This is a genomic window from Natrinema sp. 74, from assembly GCF_046097095.1.
Taxonomy (GTDB): Archaea; Halobacteriota; Halobacteria; order Halobacteriales; family Natrialbaceae; genus Natrinema.
Window position 1 is genome coordinate 227,224 of sequence record NZ_CP175698.1, and the last position, 17,049, is coordinate 244,272.

21 protein-coding genes are annotated in these 17,049 nt (G+C 65.8%); 5 read left to right on the forward strand and 16 right to left on the reverse strand.

Annotation, left to right across the window (positions count from 1 at the left end):
- Positions 1 to 2 precede the first annotated feature (2 nt).
- The 5 genes from ACJ70B_RS01140 to ACJ70B_RS01160 form a co-directional block, all read right to left on the reverse strand.
- Positions 3 to 1,475, reverse strand: coding sequence for an MATE family efflux transporter (locus ACJ70B_RS01140; RefSeq protein WP_408958585.1), 1,473 nt, complete (start codon positions 1,473 to 1,475; stop codon positions 3 to 5).
- Positions 1,472 to 2,104: a TetR/AcrR family transcriptional regulator gene (locus tag ACJ70B_RS01145; protein WP_408958586.1), complete on the reverse strand. Its 633-nt coding sequence runs from the start codon at positions 2,102 to 2,104 to the stop codon at positions 1,472 to 1,474. The genes ACJ70B_RS01140 and ACJ70B_RS01145 overlap by 4 nt, the downstream gene beginning before the upstream one ends.
- Before the next feature lie 129 nt (positions 2,105 to 2,233).
- Positions 2,234 to 2,683: an RNA-binding protein gene (locus ACJ70B_RS01150; protein WP_408958587.1), complete on the reverse strand. Its 450-nt coding sequence runs from the start codon at positions 2,681 to 2,683 to the stop codon at positions 2,234 to 2,236.
- A 91-nt stretch (positions 2,684 to 2,774) separates the two neighbouring features.
- Positions 2,775 to 2,966: a DUF1918 domain-containing protein gene (locus ACJ70B_RS01155; protein WP_408958588.1), complete on the reverse strand. Its 192-nt coding sequence runs from the start codon at positions 2,964 to 2,966 to the stop codon at positions 2,775 to 2,777.
- Between the two features lie 102 nt (positions 2,967 to 3,068).
- Complete coding sequence (locus ACJ70B_RS01160) at positions 3,069 to 3,758, reverse strand: type 1 glutamine amidotransferase domain-containing protein (RefSeq protein ID WP_408958589.1); 690 nt, start codon at positions 3,756 to 3,758, stop codon at positions 3,069 to 3,071.
- Between the two features lie 152 nt (positions 3,759 to 3,910).
- Between ACJ70B_RS01160 and ACJ70B_RS01165 the strand changes: the two genes are divergently transcribed.
- A complete protein-coding gene (locus ACJ70B_RS01165) occupies positions 3,911 to 4,375 on the forward strand; it encodes an Hsp20/alpha crystallin family protein (RefSeq protein WP_408958590.1) in 465 nt (154 codons plus the stop codon).
- Positions 4,376 to 4,405: 30 nt separating this feature from the next.
- Here the strand turns inward: ACJ70B_RS01165 and ACJ70B_RS01170 are convergent, their stop codons facing one another.
- Positions 4,406 to 5,404 carry a DHH family phosphoesterase gene (locus tag ACJ70B_RS01170; RefSeq protein WP_408958591.1) on the reverse strand — a complete coding sequence of 333 codons (999 nt, stop codon included), beginning with the start codon at positions 5,402 to 5,404 and terminating at the stop codon, positions 4,406 to 4,408.
- 219 nt (positions 5,405 to 5,623) lie between these two features.
- On the opposite strand from ACJ70B_RS01170, the gene ACJ70B_RS01175 reads away from it, so the two are divergent.
- From ACJ70B_RS01175 to ACJ70B_RS01185, 3 genes are all read left to right on the forward strand, one after another.
- Complete coding sequence (locus ACJ70B_RS01175) at positions 5,624 to 6,802, forward strand: thiolase domain-containing protein (RefSeq protein ID WP_408958592.1); 1,179 nt, start codon at positions 5,624 to 5,626, stop codon at positions 6,800 to 6,802.
- A complete protein-coding gene (locus ACJ70B_RS01180; protein ID WP_408958593.1) occupies positions 6,799 to 8,250 on the forward strand; it encodes a zinc ribbon domain-containing protein in 1,452 nt (483 codons plus the stop codon). Before ACJ70B_RS01175 ends, ACJ70B_RS01180 begins: the two co-directional genes overlap by 4 nt.
- A 168-nt stretch (positions 8,251 to 8,418) precedes the next feature.
- A complete protein-coding gene (locus tag ACJ70B_RS01185) occupies positions 8,419 to 8,940 on the forward strand; it encodes a YqaA family protein (protein ID WP_408960140.1) in 522 nt (173 codons plus the stop codon).
- Between the two features lie 36 nt (positions 8,941 to 8,976).
- Here the strand turns inward: ACJ70B_RS01185 and ACJ70B_RS01190 are convergent, their stop codons facing one another.
- From ACJ70B_RS01190 to ACJ70B_RS01200, 3 genes are all read right to left on the reverse strand, one after another.
- Positions 8,977 to 9,975 carry an ornithine cyclodeaminase family protein gene (locus tag ACJ70B_RS01190; protein WP_408958594.1) on the reverse strand — a complete coding sequence of 333 codons (999 nt, stop codon included), beginning with the start codon at positions 9,973 to 9,975 and terminating at the stop codon, positions 8,977 to 8,979.
- 67 nt (positions 9,976 to 10,042) lie between these two features.
- Positions 10,043 to 10,258 carry a hypothetical protein gene (locus ACJ70B_RS01195; protein WP_408958595.1) on the reverse strand — a complete coding sequence of 72 codons (216 nt, stop codon included), beginning with the start codon at positions 10,256 to 10,258 and terminating at the stop codon, positions 10,043 to 10,045.
- A 296-nt stretch (positions 10,259 to 10,554) separates the two neighbouring features.
- On the reverse strand, positions 10,555 to 10,980 hold the full coding sequence (locus ACJ70B_RS01200; RefSeq protein WP_408958596.1) for a DUF3054 domain-containing protein: 426 nt from the start codon (positions 10,978 to 10,980) through the stop codon (positions 10,555 to 10,557).
- Between the two features lie 352 nt (positions 10,981 to 11,332).
- Here ACJ70B_RS01200 and ACJ70B_RS01205 point away from each other — a divergent pair, with 352 nt between their 5' ends.
- Positions 11,333 to 12,025: a J domain-containing protein gene (locus ACJ70B_RS01205; protein WP_408958597.1), complete on the forward strand. Its 693-nt coding sequence runs from the start codon at positions 11,333 to 11,335 to the stop codon at positions 12,023 to 12,025.
- On the opposite strand, the gene ACJ70B_RS01210 is transcribed toward ACJ70B_RS01205, so the two are convergent.
- The 7 genes from ACJ70B_RS01210 to hisC form a co-directional block, all read right to left on the reverse strand.
- Entirely contained in the window at positions 11,998 to 12,636 is a 639-nt protein-coding gene (locus tag ACJ70B_RS01210; protein ID WP_408958598.1) for a toll/interleukin-1 receptor domain-containing protein, read from the reverse strand. The two genes, ACJ70B_RS01205 and ACJ70B_RS01210, sit on opposite strands and share 28 nt — an antisense overlap.
- 58 nt (positions 12,637 to 12,694) lie before the next feature.
- Positions 12,695 to 13,174, reverse strand: a complete 480-nt coding sequence (locus tag ACJ70B_RS01215; protein ID WP_408958599.1) for a hypothetical protein — start codon at positions 13,172 to 13,174, stop codon at positions 12,695 to 12,697.
- A gap of 86 nt (positions 13,175 to 13,260) precedes the next feature.
- A complete protein-coding gene (gene tpiA / locus ACJ70B_RS01220) occupies positions 13,261 to 13,905 on the reverse strand; it encodes a triose-phosphate isomerase (RefSeq protein WP_408958600.1) in 645 nt (214 codons plus the stop codon).
- Between the two features lie 66 nt (positions 13,906 to 13,971).
- Positions 13,972 to 14,517, reverse strand: coding sequence for a multiprotein bridging factor aMBF1 (locus tag ACJ70B_RS01225; RefSeq protein ID WP_408958601.1), 546 nt, complete (start codon positions 14,515 to 14,517; stop codon positions 13,972 to 13,974).
- A gap of 85 nt (positions 14,518 to 14,602) precedes the next feature.
- Positions 14,603 to 15,217 (reverse strand): CDP-alcohol phosphatidyltransferase family protein, encoded by a 615-nt coding sequence (locus tag ACJ70B_RS01230; protein ID WP_408958602.1) that lies wholly within the window; start codon positions 15,215 to 15,217, stop codon positions 14,603 to 14,605.
- Complete coding sequence (locus ACJ70B_RS01235; RefSeq protein ID WP_408958603.1) at positions 15,214 to 15,771, reverse strand: adenylate kinase family protein; 558 nt, start codon at positions 15,769 to 15,771, stop codon at positions 15,214 to 15,216. Before ACJ70B_RS01235 ends, ACJ70B_RS01230 begins: the two co-directional genes overlap by 4 nt.
- Entirely contained in the window at positions 15,768 to 16,922 is a 1,155-nt protein-coding gene (hisC, locus tag ACJ70B_RS01240) for a histidinol-phosphate transaminase (protein WP_408958604.1), read from the reverse strand. Before hisC ends, ACJ70B_RS01235 begins: the two co-directional genes overlap by 4 nt.
- Positions 16,923 to 17,049: the final 127 nt, after the last annotated feature.

Consider the following 17,049-nt stretch of genomic DNA (forward strand, 5'->3'; position numbering starts at 1 on the left):
GGTCAGTCGTCGGTGCTCGGCTCGATATCGTCGCCAAGTCCGGGGGCCGCCGGCCCCTCGGTCACGTCGACATCGCGCCAGGTGCCTCTGCGATACCAGCCGTACGCGAGGGCGGCACCGACTGCGTTCGAGGCGGCGAAGGCGAGCCAGATGCCGCGGTACTCGAGTGTCGTCTGTGAGAGGCTGTAGGCGATCGGGAGTCGGACGAGACCGTAGATGACGAGGACGATCGCGGCCGCGGTGAGCGTCTTCCCGGTTCCGCGGAAGCTGCCGTTGTAGGCCCGCATCACGCCGATGAAGCCGAACGACGGTGCGACGTACCGGAGGAACGTGACGCCGACGTCGACGACCTCGGGATTGTCGGTGAACACCGCAGTGATCGGCCGTGCGCCGATCCATGCGATGACGCCCAGTGCCCCGAGGACGACGAACGTGGTTCGGGCGGCGAAGTCGGCGGCGGCCTTCGCACGGTCGGGGTTACCAGCGCCGATGTTCTGGCCGGTCATCGTCTCGACGCCGCGGGCGACGGCGATCGCCGGGAGGAAGATCACCGAGAACACGCGCGTGCCGATCGAGTAGGCGGCGACGACCGTGTCCGGGAAGAAGGCGACGATCACCAACAGCAGGTTGATCGACAGCGCGCGACCCATTCCCTCGATCGATGCCGGAAACCCGATGCTGACGAGCTTCTTCGCGAACGAGAGATCGGGACGCATCTGTCCGAGACGGATGTGGACGCCCCGCGTTCCACGGAACATGATCGCGAGGCCCACGACGAGCGCGAGCGCACGGGAGAAGACGGTCGCGATCGCCGCCCCCTGAATCCCGAGTTCGGGGAACGGTCCCCAGCCGAAGATCAAGAACGGGTCGAGGACGACGTTGAGCAACACCGAGCCGAACATGACGAGCATCGGTGTGATCGTATCGCCGTAGCCCCGCATCAGCGCGATAAAGACGAAAAAGCCGAACATGAAGGGCATTCCGAGCGTGATGACCTGCATGTAGGCGGTCGCCAGCGGTAGGACGTCCTGTGACGCTCCAAGGAGGCCGAGCAACTCGTTTACGAGGCCGTAACCGACCAGCCCTAGAAGTAACGCGCCGAGCAGCGACAGCGCCACTGTCTGTGAGGCGGCGTACTCCGCTTCCTCCTCTTCGTCTGCGCCGATGTGCTGGGCGACGAGGACGCTCCCGGCGACCGACAGCCCCATTCCGACCGAGATGAGCAGAAACACCATCGGGAATCCGAAGCCGATCGCCGCCAGCGCCTCGGTACTGTACTGTCCGAGCCAGAACGTGTCGATGAGATTGTAGGCCGTCTGCAGCAGGTTCGTCACGATGATCGGCAACGAGAGATAGAACAGCGGCTTTGCGATGTCGCCGTCCGTCAGATCGAACTCCTCTGGGCCCTTGAACGCCCCGGAGAGCCGGCCGAAGCGACGCGTAACCCACGCGATGAGTCGGCCTAGCAGGCTCATCTGTCGGCCTCCGTCTCGCGGTCCGGGCGCGTCGACCCCGCACCGCTCGAGTCGTCAGCCCGAAGCGCGTCGTCGATATACCCGTGAACGTACTGCTTCGTCCGTTCGGGTGACCGATCGACCGCGGCCGCTCGCGTTTGCGCGCCGTGGAACAGCGTCACGAGGAAGTCCGCCGTTTCGTCGGGCTCGATAGCGTCGTGTAACTCACCCGCCTCGATGCCGTCCGCGATGAGGCCGGCGATCCGCTCGTGCAACGCGGTATCGAACTCGCTCAACTGCTCCCGATAGGCCTCATTGTACGGCGATTGGGCCTTGATTTCGAGCATCGCCGTTCGGAACTCCTCGGCCGAGTCCTCGTCGGACGGCGTCAGCAGTTCGTCGAGGAACTCGTGGAGTTTCTCGGTCGGCGTTTCGCCGGGCACGGTTTCGGTCCGCTCCTCGAATTGGGTCAGAAGATACTCCAGAAACGACTCGAGGAGGTCCTGCTTGCTCTCGAAGTGGTAGTGGAGCGTTCCTTTGCTCTTCGTCGATTCGGCGGCGATATCCTGCATCGTCAACTCCGCGTAGCCGTGTTTGCAGAGCGCGCGATACGTCGCCTCCATGAGATCGTCGGTCGTCTCGTCCGTCATACAAGAAGGATCTACGAGTTCTTACTGACCGGTCAGTCAAAAGCACTTCGCAACCGGACGATCGCGTTCGGCCAGCTCATGCGAGTCGGAACTGGACGCGAAAAACGGTGTTCTCGAGCGCGAGTGCGGTCAGTTTCGATCGCGTAACCGCTCGAGGACGTCCTCGGCGTTCGCGACGGCCTGCTCCTTTTTCGCCGGGTACGCTTCGACTTTCCCGCGGAAGGTGATGCCGTCACCGAGGCGCACATCGCCCTCGAAGGCGGCCTGTTTGTCGAGGCGCAAGAACAGTTCGGTGTTCTCGGTGACCCGCTCGTCGAGTTCATCGATCAGGTCGTCGAAGGACTCGAGGTCGGCCAGCCGCGAGAGGACGTGGCGAACGTCGTCGGCCTTCTCGACGCGAGCCGAGAGGACGAGGATGCGATCGCCGTAGTGGCCCTCGCTCTCGGCGCGGTCGATTTCGAACGGCTCGTCGTCGCCGTCGGGGAGGAAGGTTCGCAGCGCCTCCTCGACGCGCTTTTCGTCCTCGGTGGCGTAGCAAAACGTCCGTAAGTCGACGTAGTGAAGCGGAATCTGTGGCATCTGCGGGTCGAATATCGGTGTACGATCGGCCCGGTGGTGACGGACCGGCTGTCGGCTCGAGCGAGCGCGGCCGGCCCGGGCGGGGCGGTGGTTACTCCTCGTCTGCGTCGGCCGCCTCGAGGTCGTCTTCGGGAACGCCGGCCTCCTGGCCGTCGTCGAAGCTGACGGTGTAGGTGACGTCGCCGAACATCGACTCCATCGTCTGAGAGACGGTGCCGGTCTCGCCGTCGAACTCGCTGTGCTCGTCGTGGAGGACCACGCGGTCGTCTTCCTCGAAGCTCATAACTGGTGATTCCCCGGCGGCGTGTAAAAAGGGACTGATTCGGTTGTCCGGTTCTCGAACGTAGGGCCGATCTCGAGAGGGAGCGCGGCGGCTCGAAGCCGATCAGGCCTCGAGTTCGACGCCGAGTTCCTCGAGCAAGGTCTCGGCCGCGGCGTGTGAGGAACCCGGACCGCGGGCGGTGATCAGGTCGCCGTCGACGGTGACGCTGGTCTCGGAATCAAGTTCGGCGTCCCAGTTACCGCCGGCCGTTTCCACCTCGTCTTCGACCCAGTAAGGTAGCTTGCGGCCGTCGGGCATCCGATCCTGTTCGTCGACGATGCCCTCCTCCCATTCGTTGGGGAAGCCGGTCACGTCGCGGCCGTTGACGATGAACGCGCCGTGGCTGTCGCGGGCGAAGCCGAGTATGCCGACGGCGTGGCAGACGACCAGCGCCTTGCCGTCGCCCTCGACGCTGTCTCGCAGGAGTTCGCGGGCGTGTTTGTCCTGATTGATGTCCCATGCGGTGCCGTGGCCGCCGGGGAAGACGACGGCGTCGTACCCGTCGGCGTCGGCCTGTGCGACTGGGATCGGATCGTTTAGCCGTTCGTCGTTCTCGGCGACGTCGCGGACGTGTTCGGCGGTCTCCTCGCCGACCTCGTCGGGGTCTATCGAGCGCTCGTCGACGACCGGCGGGTCGCCCGACGGCGTCGCGACCGTGACCTCGATACCCGCATCCGAGAGCGTCTCGAGGGGGTCGACGCATTCCTCTCCCCAGTAACCTTCCTCGCTGACGACGAACAGTGCTTCCGTCATATTTGGACCGACGGTCGGCAGCCTAAAAACGACCAGCCCACCCGTCGGTTCTGCCGCAAGTCTGTACACGAACATATCGAGGAGGGCGACCGTCGTCGCACACGGGAGTAGCTTTTTTCGCCGTCGACCGCCTACTCACGAGAGGTGATCGCATGTCACGACGACCAGGTCCGTTCGACGGCATCGACGAACTGCTCGACCGGCTAAACCGCCAGCTCGAGACGGCGGCGCGGTCGTGGGAAACGCAGATGGACAACCGGAGCCAACTCGACCTCTCGGTTGGGGGCACGGCGACGAGCATCGACCTCGCGGATGAGGGCGACGAGTTCGTCGTCACCGCCGACGTACCGGGCTACGAGAGCGACGACCTTGAGTTGCGTCTCACGGGGGAGAGCCTCGCCATCTCGGGCGATCGCGAGCACACCGAGGAAGTCGGCGGCGAGGAGGAAAACTACATCCGGCGCGAGCGAAAGACCCAATCGTTCAGCCGACAGGTCCGGCTGCCGGAGCCGGTCGACGCCGACGAGATCCGAGCCAGCGTCAACAACGGCGTGTTGACCGTTCGGCTACCGAAGATCGAACCGAGCGATGAATCGCGCTCGATCGATATCGAGTGAATCCCGGCTCGAGTGGCCGGGTTGCTGCCCTCACTCGTCGAGATTTAACGCGTCGAAGAACCGATGAGTGAGCCGGCTGCCGACGAACGCGAGCAGTTCCTCGGCGTCGCCTTCGTCGTCTGCGAACAGGCCGAGTTCGATCCGGCCGCCGCCCATGTCGTGGTGCCCGCCGACCGCGCCGAGTTCGTCGAACGCCGATTCGAGCGTTGTTCCCATGTTGACTCGTGGATCGATCGAGCGACCGCTCAGGCGGATCGCATCGCCGATAATGCCGTACGCCAGAACCGTATCGACGCCCTCGAGGTTAAGCAGGTAATCCGCCGCCTGGGGCAACGCGTCGGTCTCGCTGGTTTTCCCGACGCTCGCGACGAGCGCCGAGCCGCGACGTTCGCGGCTGGCGATCGCCCGGCCGATGGCGTCGAGCGTGCCCGGCGTGAACGCGCTGCCGTACAATTGTTCGAGGATCTCGAGATCCGCGTCGGGGTAGACCGCTAGCGCGGCCTCGTACTCGCGTCGCGTGGGTTCGCGAACGAAATCGAGCCGTTCGCGGTGGAGCGCAAACAGCAACGCGGAGGCGAGCCGTGTCGTGGGTTCGACCTCGAGGTCCCGAAGATACTCAACGAAAATCGTCGCCGTCGCACCGTAGTCGGTGCGCACGTCTTCGAAGGTGGCACCGCTCGAGTCGCCAGGATGGTGGTCGACGACGATATCAGGGATGACGCTCTCCGGAGCCTCGGTGTTCGCTCCCGGTCGGGTGTGATCGACGAATCCGATATGGTCGTACTCGTCGATGTCGGTCCCCGCAAGCGTTCGGAGGTCGATATCGAGCATGTTGACGAACGCGCGGTTCTGCTGGTGTGAAATGTCGCCGCCGTACGTGATCGTCACGTCCCCGACGTCGTGATCGAGCGCGATCGCCTCGAGTGCGAGCGCGCTGGCGAGACAGTCCGGGTCGGGGTTGTCGTGACAGACGATCGCCAGCGACTCGGTCGCCTCGAGGACAGACACGAGCTCGTCCGCGCGGGACATACCGGTGATACGGCGACGAGACGCTTGAATCCCGCGTCGCGTCTCACCACGGTCGCCGAATTTCGACGAGAAGCCCACGCAGCATGGTCCGGTCGGCGTTGGTTTTGCCCCACACTGGTTCGAAGATGAACAGGACGGACGCTGCCGTTTTCAGCCATTTGAGACGTGTCGCGACCGGAGAACGCACACTTATTTCATCTGGACACCCAAACGGCGGGTATGCGCGACGCATATCTCGTCGGTGCGGGGCAGTCAGACTACGGGGCGTTCCCCTCGGAGAGCTACCGGTCGCTGTTCCGGACCGCGTTCGACGCGGCGACCGACAGCGTCCCAAAGGGACTCGAGGCCGAAGACGTCGACGAGGCGTTCGTCGGCAACCTCGGCGTCGGCGGCCGCCAGCTCGGGCTTTCCGGGCCGGCGGTGACCGAGCACGTCGGCCTCGACGGCGTCCCGACGACGCGAGTCGAGAACGCCTGCGCGGCCAGCGGCTTTGCGGTTCGGCAGGCCGTTCAGGCCGTTAAATCGGGGATGGCCGATGTTGTCCTCGCGGGCGGGTTCGAGATCATGTCCGACATGAGCTCGGACGCGACGAAATACTGGCTCGGCGTCTCCGGCGAAACCGAGTGGGAGCGGCTCTCGGGAACCACCTTCTCCGGCGTCTACGCCCAGATGGCCAGCGTCCACATGGAACAGTACGGCACTACGCGCGAACACCTCTCGCAGGTCGCCGTCAAGAACCACGCCAACGGCGCGAAAAATCCCCACGCCCAGTTGGGCTTCGAGTGCTCGCTCGAGGACGCTCAGTCCGCGCCGGTCGTCGCGGACCCGCTGAACCTCTATCACTGCTGTCCGACGTCCGACGGCGCAGCCTGTGCCCTGATCGTCAGCGAGGACGTCGTCGACGAGTACACGGACGACCCGATCCGCGTGGCCGGCGTCGGCGCGGGCAGCGACACCGTCGGGCTCTTCCAGCGCGACACCTACACCGGCGTCCCGGCGAGCCAGCGGGCCGGCGAACAGGCCTACGAGATGGCCGACGTGACGCCCGACGACCTGGACTTCGCGGAGGTCCACGACTGCTTCGCCATCGCCGAACTCCTGGCCTACGAGGATCTCGGCTTCTGTGAGAGGGGCGAAGCCGGCCAGCTCATCGACTCCGGCGCGACCGAGATCGGCGGCGAACTCCCGGTCAACACCTCCGGCGGCCTCAAGTCGAAGGGCCACCCCATCGGCGCGACGGGTGCCGGACAGGTCGTCGAGGCATACAAACAGCTCACCGGGAAGGCCGGCGAGCGACAGGTCGAGAACCCCACACGCGGGCTGACCCACAACGTCGGCGGGAGCGGTGGTGCCGCCGTCGTTCACGTGTTTGAGAAAGAGCAGGAGGTGAACGCATGAGCGCGATCACCGGCGTTGGCGCGTACGCGCCGCGGTTCCGCATCAGCGCGGAAGCGTTCGAGGAGGCCTGGGGCCAGTTCCACGCCGCCGGCGTGACCGAGAAGGCCGTCCCCTCGGCCGACGAGGACGCCCTGACGATGGCCTACGAGGCCGCAACGCGGGCGCTCGAGGCGACCGAGACCGACCCTACCTCGATCGACTGGCTCGGGTTCGCCGCCTCGCGGCCACCGGAAGCCGAAGCGGACTTGACCGCGCGACTGGGCGCGATGCTCGCCCTCTCGGCGTCGACGACCAGACAGACCTTCACCGGCAGCACGCGGGCCGGGACGCGCGCGCTCTGGGCCGGTCAGGACGCGCTCGAGGCCGACGCGACGACCGCGCTCATCGTCGCTGCCGACGCGCTGAAGGGCGATCCCGACGACGGCGTGGACCACGCCGCCGGCGCGGGGGCCGCGGCGTTCGTCATAGAGCGCGACGGCCCGAGCGAAATCGTCGACCGCGCGGAGTACGCCGCACCGTACCCCGGAACGCGGTTCCGTAACACCGGCGAGGACGAGACCCAGGGACTCGGCATCACGCAGTACGACCGCAGCGCGTTCACCGAGACGATCGGCGGCGCTGTCTCCGGCCTCGAGGTCGACCCCGAACCCGAAGCGGCCGCGATCCAGGCCCCCGACGGCAAGCTCCCCTACCGCGCCGCGGGCGCGGCCGGCGTCGGCACCGACGAGATCCAGGCCGCCGCGACGGTCCACGAACTGGGCGACCTCGGCGCTGCGAGCGTTCCGGTTTCGCTCGCTCGAGCCCTCGCAGACGGCTACGAGTCCATCCTCGCCGTCTCCCAGGGCAGCGGCGCGGGCGCGGACGCCTTCGTCGTTGAGGCCGACGGCGACGTGCCGACCAAAACTGCGCTCGAGGGTGACGACCCGCTTTCCTATGCCGAGTACCTGCGCCAGCGCGGCGTCGTGACCTCCGGCCCGCCGTCGGGCGGCGGAGCCTACGTCAGCGTCCCATCCTGGCGGCGCTCGATTCCACAGCGCTACCGGCTCGAGGCCGGCCGGTGTTCGGAGTGTGGCGCGCTCTCGTTCCCGCCGGAAGGGGCCTGCGACGACTGCGGCGCACTCGCCGAGTACGAACCCGTCGAACTCGCCGGCGAGGGGTCGATCGAGGCCGTCACGACGATCTCGCAGGGCGGCGCGCCGCCGGAGTTCGCCGAACAGCAGGCCAAATCGGGCGACTACGCGGCCGCGATCGTCGCGCTCGAGACGAGCGGTGCGTCGGAGACGCAACGAGCAAACGGCGATGAGACCGTCAGTGCCCCCGCGATGGGCACCGACGCGGACCCCGCCGATTTCGAGGTCGGCGACCGAATCGAGACGACGATCCGCCGCATCTACACGCAGGAAGGCGTCACCCGGTACGGGTTCAAGATTCGACCTACGAACGAGTAGGTGACTGCGGCCGCGTCTCCGAATCTCGTCGCGTCTCGATCTAACTCACTGGTTGCGTCTTCCGACGGCGATTATCACGTCGAAACAAAAAGTACTTACAGCCATTCATATGGATATTCAAATGTGATAATCGGGGGTGTCGTCGGTCTCTCGCTCGGATTCGAGCTTCTGCCACGCGTCTTCGAGAGCGCACACGTCGTCATCAACGGTGCGACAGGATGGCCCGGGCTAAGCATCGTCTTCGTCTACTCATTCCTGATCGCGTTCGTGCTTCCCGGTCCGAGCGAAATCGTCCTCGCAACCCCTCTCGATCTCGGAATCCCGATCTGGGTTCACTTCGGACTTATCATGGGCGTCAGCGCGACGGGGAAAACCCTCGGCAGTCTCTTTGCGTTCCATCTCGGACAGGAGGCGAAACAGGCGGGGCCGATCGTCCGCCGGCTCCGCCGCTCCCGGTTCGATATCATCGCGTGGTCGGAGCGACACACGGTGTCGCTCGCCCAGCGGTATGGATACGCCGGCCTGGCGGTCGCACTGTGCGTTCCCTTCTTCCCCGATACGCTCTCGATCTACGCCTTCGCCGTTCTCGAGGAAGATTTGCCGAAATTCGCCGCCGCCACGTTCATCGGGAGCCTCGGACGACTCGTGGTGACGATGGGACTGCTGGGCGGGGCGACCACGGTCGCGTGAGCGACTCCGAAGCGCCAGCGCGTCGCGCTCGAGGATTCAGTCTCCGGTAAGCGCTTCGCTTGCCGGCGCGAACTCGATCGTCTGCCCGCGTCCCGCCTCCGTTGCGCGCTCATAGAGCAGGTACCCAGCCGCGACCGTCTCGATCCCGGTCCCGCCGCTGTCGAAGACCGTGATCTCGTCGTCACTCGTCCGTCCGGGCGCGTTCCCGGCGACGATCTCGCCCAGTTCAGCGTGGACGTGATCCTCGTCGATCGCGCCCTCCTCGAGCGCCTGAATGAACGACCCGGCGTCGAACGTCGCCCGCTCGCGCAGGTCGGGGACGTAGGTCGCGTTCGCGATCGTCTTCGCGTCCAGTTCGCGTTTGTCCGGGGAATACTGGCCCATCGCGGTGACGTGGGTGCCGGGCGCTAAGTCGTCGCCGTCAAAGACCGGCTCGCTGGCTCGCGTCGCGGTGATCACCACGTCCGCGTCCGAGAGGGCGGCCGCACTCGAGTCGACGGCACGGACCGAGGCCTCGAGCGACTCGTCGAAGTCGGCGGCGAAGGACTCGCGGTTTTCGGGCGTCGGCGAATAGACGCGGACCTCGGCGAAGTCCCGGACCGTCGCGGTCGCGCGCAGTTGGCCGCGTGCCTGCGCGCCGCTGCCGATGACAGCGAGGGTGTCGGCGTCGGCGCGGGCGAGTTCGTCGACCGCGACGGCACCGGCGGCACCGGTTTTGTGCGGATTCATGCTCGCACCGTCGAGCAGGGCAAGCGGTGCGCCGCTCTCGGCGTCGAACAGTGGTGCCATGAACCAGGCGTCTGTGGCACCGAACCCGGCGCTGTACATGTAGCCGCCCATCGCACCGGTCTCGGGAAGGACGGCGGCGTAGGTCGTGAGCATTCCCTCGGGATCGTCGCGGAAGAACTTCGATCGCGGCTGTGCCGGCGCGCCGTTGCCGCGCTGGCGATACCCCTCGCGGACGGCATCGACGTACTCGGCCGGCGTTGCGAGGTCTGCGACGTCCGCACTCGTCACGAACAGGGTGTCGGTCATGGAAGACACCACGGAGCGAAACGGGGAAAAGGAATCGAAAGCGGGGAAAGAGACGGGAAAGAGCAGATTAGTCCGCGTTCAGCGGGGGGCGCGCGGACCGGGCCTCGTCGGAGACGTCTGCAGGCGTGTTGACGAACATCGCGTGCCCGATGATCGCTATCGCGACCAGCGAACCGAGCGGCACCGCCGCAGTCAGCGACAGTCCGACGACTGTGAGGGCTGCAGTGATACCGAGCAGTGCGACTGGGATGAGGCCGAGAACAATGTCGTAGTATCCAGTCATAATCTATCCTATAGTATGATGAATAGGTATATAAGTGTTTCCCATAATTGTCCCGTTGGAGATACATTTTGAATGGGAATTCACCTGCTATAATTCTCATAACTTATGGGTTGGTTATCCACCTCTCGGTACAAAGTCATGTTAGCGTTCACCCGTGACTGTTGTACGGACTGCCGGTCCAATATCGCTTCTCTGAACCCTGTGAAGACGGCTACCCGATCATCTCTCGATCCGGTGGTATAATAACAGATCGATCACGTTCGGCTGTCTCTGCGGGAACGTCGAGCAGCGATGACTTACGTTGTCGCCGACCGAAACAGAGCGTAGCCGACGCGCCAGCCGAACAAAACGAGCAGTCCAAAACCGGTGATCACGAGCGGGAACGGCCAGTTCGCGCTGCCCTCGAACAACGACGATGCGCGCAGCATAAGTCCGACGTTCGCCGCCGCGATCCAGGTGACGGCCAGCCATCGGTAGCCAACCACCGGCTCGAGTTCCTCGCGCGTATACAACCCCGCGAGCAACGCGACGGCGATCCAACCGATCGCGAAGGGCGCGACGGTCTCGAGCGATGCCAGCGGTTCGGTGAGCGGATTTCCGCCGTGCTCGACGGTCCCGAGGAGAACCAATCCGATGACGAGGACGGTGTCGACGATCGCGGTCACGAACCGCTCTCGACCGACCGAGCCGTCGCGGGTGCCGGTCCGTACTGCCGTGTCCATACGCGACCCTCACGGCCGAGAGACCATTGATGTCCCGGTTCGGACCCACCATCTGAAATCTGACAGGAGAGGAGGAACTCGGCGACGGATGCCGCCGAGTGCCGTCCAACGGACAGCGCATCTACGTGCGAGGATCGCCTCGCACGACCGCTCGGTCGTCGGGCGGGCACTTTGTTATCGGCCCCGTTCGCGAATCGATCCTCGCGGAACGCCGGCACCTCCGACCAGTAAGACGATCCTAATCACCGACCATGCGCTCGGCACTGCCGATCGGTCGATCACGGCGCGACCTGTCCGTCGACGCGACTGTCAGCGGAAGAACTAATACGGAACGACCCCGAACCGACGGACGATGGCTGTAGTCGGTGATCGCCGGCCCGGCTGTGACGGGTGCGGCCGAACGGTTGCGCTCGAGGACGCGGCGACGATACGCATGCCGGACGGCGAACGGATCGTTTGCTGTCCGGACTGCGAACCGCACGCCAGAGCGGCCGCCCGAAAGGGTGGCTCGCTCGATCAGCGCCGTGACACATGCGACGGCTGTACGACCACCGTCCCCGTAGCCGACCTCGAGGACGTGGTGCTCGACGACGGGACCGTCGTGAGTTGCTGTCCGTCGTGTGCGGCCGAGGCACCGGGCCGCGACTCGGCCGACGGTAGCGGCGCTGAAACCGACGACTCGGATGTGACCGACGGGTCCGGCAGTGCGCCCAAAGACGACGCGAACGAGCAGGGCCGCTGTACGCAGTGTCGCAACAGGGTTTCCGAGGAACTGTATCACGTTACCACGATCGACGAGCGCACCGAGCGACTGTGCTCAGACTGTAAAGCGGACGCCGAAGAGCGAGGCATCGTCGCCGCGGTCGCCATGCGAAAACAGCGGGCTCGCGAGGTGCTCGGCGTCGATGCCAACGCGACCGACGACGAGCTCCGCACGGCGTATCACGAACAGGTGAAACGCGCCCACCCGGACCGCAAGAGCGGTAGCCAATCGGCGTTCGCACTCGTCACCGAGGCCTACGACCGACTCCGGGACGCCGATTGACGACCGGCATCGTCCTCGCGGCGGACGAAACCGATCGTCCCCGGATGGAAGTAATACGTCGATTCGCAGACCTCACATGACGTCGAAAGCAGTTTGCCGTGACTGTGGAGTTTCCAGAGCTTCGTCTGTCCTTGCTCGAGTTCGAGCGTCACCGGATGGCCGCAGTCGGGGACGGTACAGGGAAAGCGGATATACCAGTTCGGTACCGACAGCGCCCCCAGCGGCGCGAGTTCGCTTCGCAGCCGACAGAGGAGATTGAAGATCGTAAACGAGAGGTTGTGCCGATCGATCGTCACACCCTCGACGTCGCTGACGAACCCGCGGTGGGTGATCCCCTCCTCGCGCAACGGTAGGACGGGAATTCCCTTGGCCACCGCGTATCCGATCTCCTGGTTGATCCACGTGTTCTCGACCGCTGCCTCCGTCAGCACCGCGACAACGACGTCGCTGTTGGCGAGTCGCCCCTCGAGTCGCTTGCGCGAACGTCCGGATTCGATCTCCTCGAGCGCGATATGAACGCCAAACGGGAAGTTCTTGACCGTCGAGAACAGATCCTGTGCGAGATCGAGATCACCTGGCGCGTGGGAAACGTACACCTGTTCTCCGGTCATGAAGACATCTATGCGAACGAGGTGATCGCACCATTATTAATCTACCTCTCGGACGTATTTAATCTGTGTCAGGTTTGGACGGACGATCAGAGATCGTCCGCAACACGCGCTCGGAAACGTCGAGCTCCGAGAGGTCCGCCCCGAGTCGGTCGAACCAGTCGCGTTTGACGTACCAGCGACCGCGTACCGCCCCGTCGGTCGACAGCGACGTGGCCTCGAGTCGGCCGGGCGTCCACGCCCGCTCGTCCGCGATCGACCGAAGCGTCCGGAGGACGGCACCAACCTCGTCGTTCGAGACCCGCGGCGAGTCGGCGATGACTTCGTACGCGAGTTCGATGCCGGCCCCGTCTTCGATCGACGTCTCGCCGGCTCTGTCACCGGCCGTCGCGTTCGCTTTTGGTTCGTCGGCCGCCGAGCCGTCCGTCCATCGGAACTCGGTCACGTAGACGCCGTGGCCCATCAGCCGATTCTCGAGCGCGACGGGGACGGGCGGCTCGCCGGACCCGGGTTCGGCGTCGCCGGAGCCATCATCGACCATACGCACAGTTCAAGGCGAACCGAGAAAAGACGGTCGGCAAACACACCGCGTGTGTCTGCCGGTGGGGACAGCGTCGCCGAGTCGCGTCAGAGGGGAGCGACGAGATCCTCAAGCGCGGCTGTCGGATCGTCTGCCTTCGCGACGCCACTCGCGAGCAACACGCCTTCGGCACCGAGGTCGCCCGCAGCGACGACGTCATCGCCGCTACTGATACCCGCACCACAGAGGACCGAGACGTCGGAATCGACGCGCTCGGCGGCGGTGACGGCGTCCTCGACGATATCGGGGTCGGCCTGACTGACCGGCGTTCCCGTCCCGATGAGTTCAGGCGGTTCGACGGCGACCGCGTCCGGCCCTAGCGCCGCTGCCGCGCCAATCTGGGCTGGATTGTTTGCACAGACGACCGTCTCGAGGTCGGCTCGGTCGGCCGCTCGGACGGCACCGTCGATGTCGGCCAGTTTCAGCCGTCGCTCGGAGTGGTTGATCAGCGTCCCGTCTGCACCCGCCTCGGCGACGGTCTCCGCCAGTGTCTGTCCGGTATTGCTCCCGTGCTCGATCGGACCGACGTGCTGGGCCCACGTTTCTGCACCCGTCTCGGCGACGCGCTCGAGATGAGACGCCTGCGGTGCGACGACCAGGCGAGCGTCGGTTGTCTCGTCGACGTCGCGGACGGCTTCCGCGACGGCGACCGGATCGCACGGATAGGTCTTCAGGTTAACGAGGACGAACATATCGACATCCGCACCCGCACGAAAGAAATAGTTTGCGAGTCCGTGACGGCGACTGCGGGGCGGCCGTCAGTCCTTTCGCTTGACCACGTCGCCCAGCGTGTAGCTCCCCGTCGAGGAGCCGCCGGACCACTCGGAGTCACCGTCGGAACTGCCTTCCGCACTCAGGTCGATTTCGAGGAAATTCTCGAGTTTGGACTGAACGCGGTCGCTCGGGAGGGTATCACCGCGCTCGATCTTGCGGATCAGGCTCGCCTTCTCGTTGAGCTCGTTTGCCAGATCGGACTGGCTCAGGCCCGTACTCTCGCGGGCGTTGCGGACCCGGTCGTCATAATCGGTCGCCAACTCCTCCATGTCGTCGAACATGTCGGAACGCCGGCGTTGACTCGAGCCGCCCGAACTCGCAGAGCCCGTGCTCGAGCCGGACGACTGGCCGCCGCTCGAGGACGAGGAACTCGAGTCGGTCGAGTACTTCGTCGAAGTGCTCGAGCTCGAGGTCTGTGTGACCTCCGTACCGAAGTCGGTACAGTTCGAACACACGTCGAGCTTGGCGCCCTCGACTTTGATGGTATTCGGGGACGACGTCTCGGCGCCACACATCTCGCACTGAACCATGTACAGTCCTATATCCCGGCGAGGGATAAAGCATGCGGCGCGCTCCCGACCGGCAAAAACCGTCGGAGAGCGGGCGAACCGTCGTTCACTCGAGGGCAGCCCAAGAGTAGTAGAAGCGCTGGAGCGCGGTCAGATGGCCGACGACCGCGAGGAAGACCAGGAGCCAGCCGACGAGCGTGAATCCGGCGAGGATCTCTCCCGGGAAGGGGTAGGCCAGAACGCCGACGATTCCGATGATCGCCAGCCGGTCTGCGCGACCGACGAGCCCGCCGTAGACTCGGTCGAGGCCGACGGCCTGGGCCTGCGTCCCGAGATAGGAGGTCATTACGACCCCGGTCACCGCGGCGAAGCCAAGCAGATAGTCCTCGAGGCCCGCGGCCAGCCCGGCGATGACGACGATGTCGGCGTACCGGTCGAGGACGTGGTCTAACAGGTCGCCGCCGGCCGAGGCGACCTCCTGTTCGCGCGCGAGCGCGCCGTCGACGATGTCGAGCCAGCCGTTCAGGAAGACGAGTGCGGCCGCCACGGCGTACCACACTGGGTCCTCGAGCCCGCCCAGCGCGAACGCCACCGCGGCCAGGATCGCCATTCCGAACGCGATCACGCTCACGCCGTTGGGCGTCATTCCGGCGCGGTCGAACCCGGTGACGAACGGGTCGAGGAACCGCGAGACGTAGGGACGGAATTTATCGAGCGTCACGCGAGATACCCCATGAAGTCGACCTCGCCGGCGCTCGGTTCGCGCTCGCCTGCCGCGACCGCCGCGAGTTCGTCGGCCACGGCCGCCGGCTCGCGATTGGTCGTGTCGATCTCGTAGACCGACTCGAGGCCGTGTTCCTCGACGGCTTCCGAGAGGATCACGTCCAGCGCCTCGCTTTCGGCGTTTTCCCTCGCTTTGGCCTCAGTCTCGCCGCGCTCGCGCAGTCGCCGCTCGAGGTCGTCGGGTCGACAGCGCAACACGGCGACCCGGTCGGCGTCGACGTGGTGGGCGAGGTGCGATTCGATCACCGCGTCGTCGCGGCCGTCGAGCCACTCGTCCAAGGCGTCGAGGTCCGCAATCTTGCTCTCTCGGTCCGTGTCGACCGCGGTGTACAGTTCCTCGTCCTCGAGGACACGATTGAGGTGGATCACCTCGAGGGCGGCCGGTAGATCGTCCCCCTCGGCGTCGGCCGCTCGGTCGGCCAGCCGCGATGCGAGCAGTTCCGTCGCGGTCGTCTTTCCCGTGCCGGGGGTGCCGGTGACGGCGATTCTCACGGGTCGGCCACCTCCGCGTCGGGATCGTCGGCCTCGTCCGTCGGTTCGGACTCGAGGCCGAGATCGGCGAGCACCGCGTTGAGCGTCTCGACGGCGCGCTCGGTCTCAGCCTCGGTACCGCAAGTGATGCGGAGACAGCCCGGGAGGCCGAAACTCGAGCAGTCGCGGACGATGACGCCCCGTTCTTGCATCTCCTCGGCGACGGCCGTTGCGTCGCCGACGGCGACGAGGACGAAGTTCCCCTCGCTGTCCCAGACGTGCGCATCGATATGCTCGCGCATGTATGCGCGTGACTCACGGGCCGTCTCGACGGTGCGTGCGACGTGTTCGTCGTCCTCGATGGCGGCCAGCCCCGCACGGCAGGCGAGCTCGCTCGCCGCGAACGGCGTGTTCACACGGGTGTAGGCGTCGGCCCACTCCTCGGGGACGACAGCGTAGCCGAGCCGGATCCCGGCCAGCCCGTAGGCCTTCGAGAAGGTCCGCAGGACGGCCACGTCGTCGCGGGCCGCGAAGCCGTTCCGGCCCTCGATCAGGGCGACGGCGCTGTCGCGGTCGGCGAACTCACCGTAGGCCTCGTCGACGACAAGCAGCGTCTCCTCGTCGGTCGCCTCGGCGAGTCGTTCGATTTCCTCGAGGGGCATCGTCGAGCCGGTCGGGTTGTGCGGGCTCGTGATCCAGATCACCCGCTCGCCGTCGTCGGCCTCGAGGACGGTGTCGGCCGTCTGGGCGAAGTCGTCGGCTCGCGAGAGGTCGTACTCGCGAACGTCGCCGTGGTGGAAACGGGAGCTCATTCCGTAGTAGGCAAAGCCTGGTGTCGGAACGAGCACGTCGTCGCCCGGCTCGAGGGTCGCCCGGTGGAGGTAGTCGATAGCCCCGTCGCCGCCGTTTGCCAGCCAGACCTGCGCGTCGCTTACCTCCCAGCGGTCGGCGACGGCGCTCGTCAGATCGGCGTGGGCGGCCTTCGGGTAGGAGCTCACGCTCGCGGCCGTCTCCCGGATGGCCACGGCGGCGGCCGGCGAAGGCCCGTGCGGGTTCTCGTTCGAGGCGAGCTTGACGAATTCGGAGGGGTCCCGGTCGAGTTCGCGGGCGACCTCCTCGATGCCTCGACCCGCCTCGTAGGCGACGTGGTCAGACAGGTCGCGCGGTTGCATACGCGAATCCTATTTCCCGTGGCTCTTAAGGGTGCTTACATATGGTCAGTCGCTCGCGCCCGACTGTCCACCGCGCTGTGGCGCGCGCTGGGTCGCGGTGAGTGACTAACGAACCGCGGCACGACAT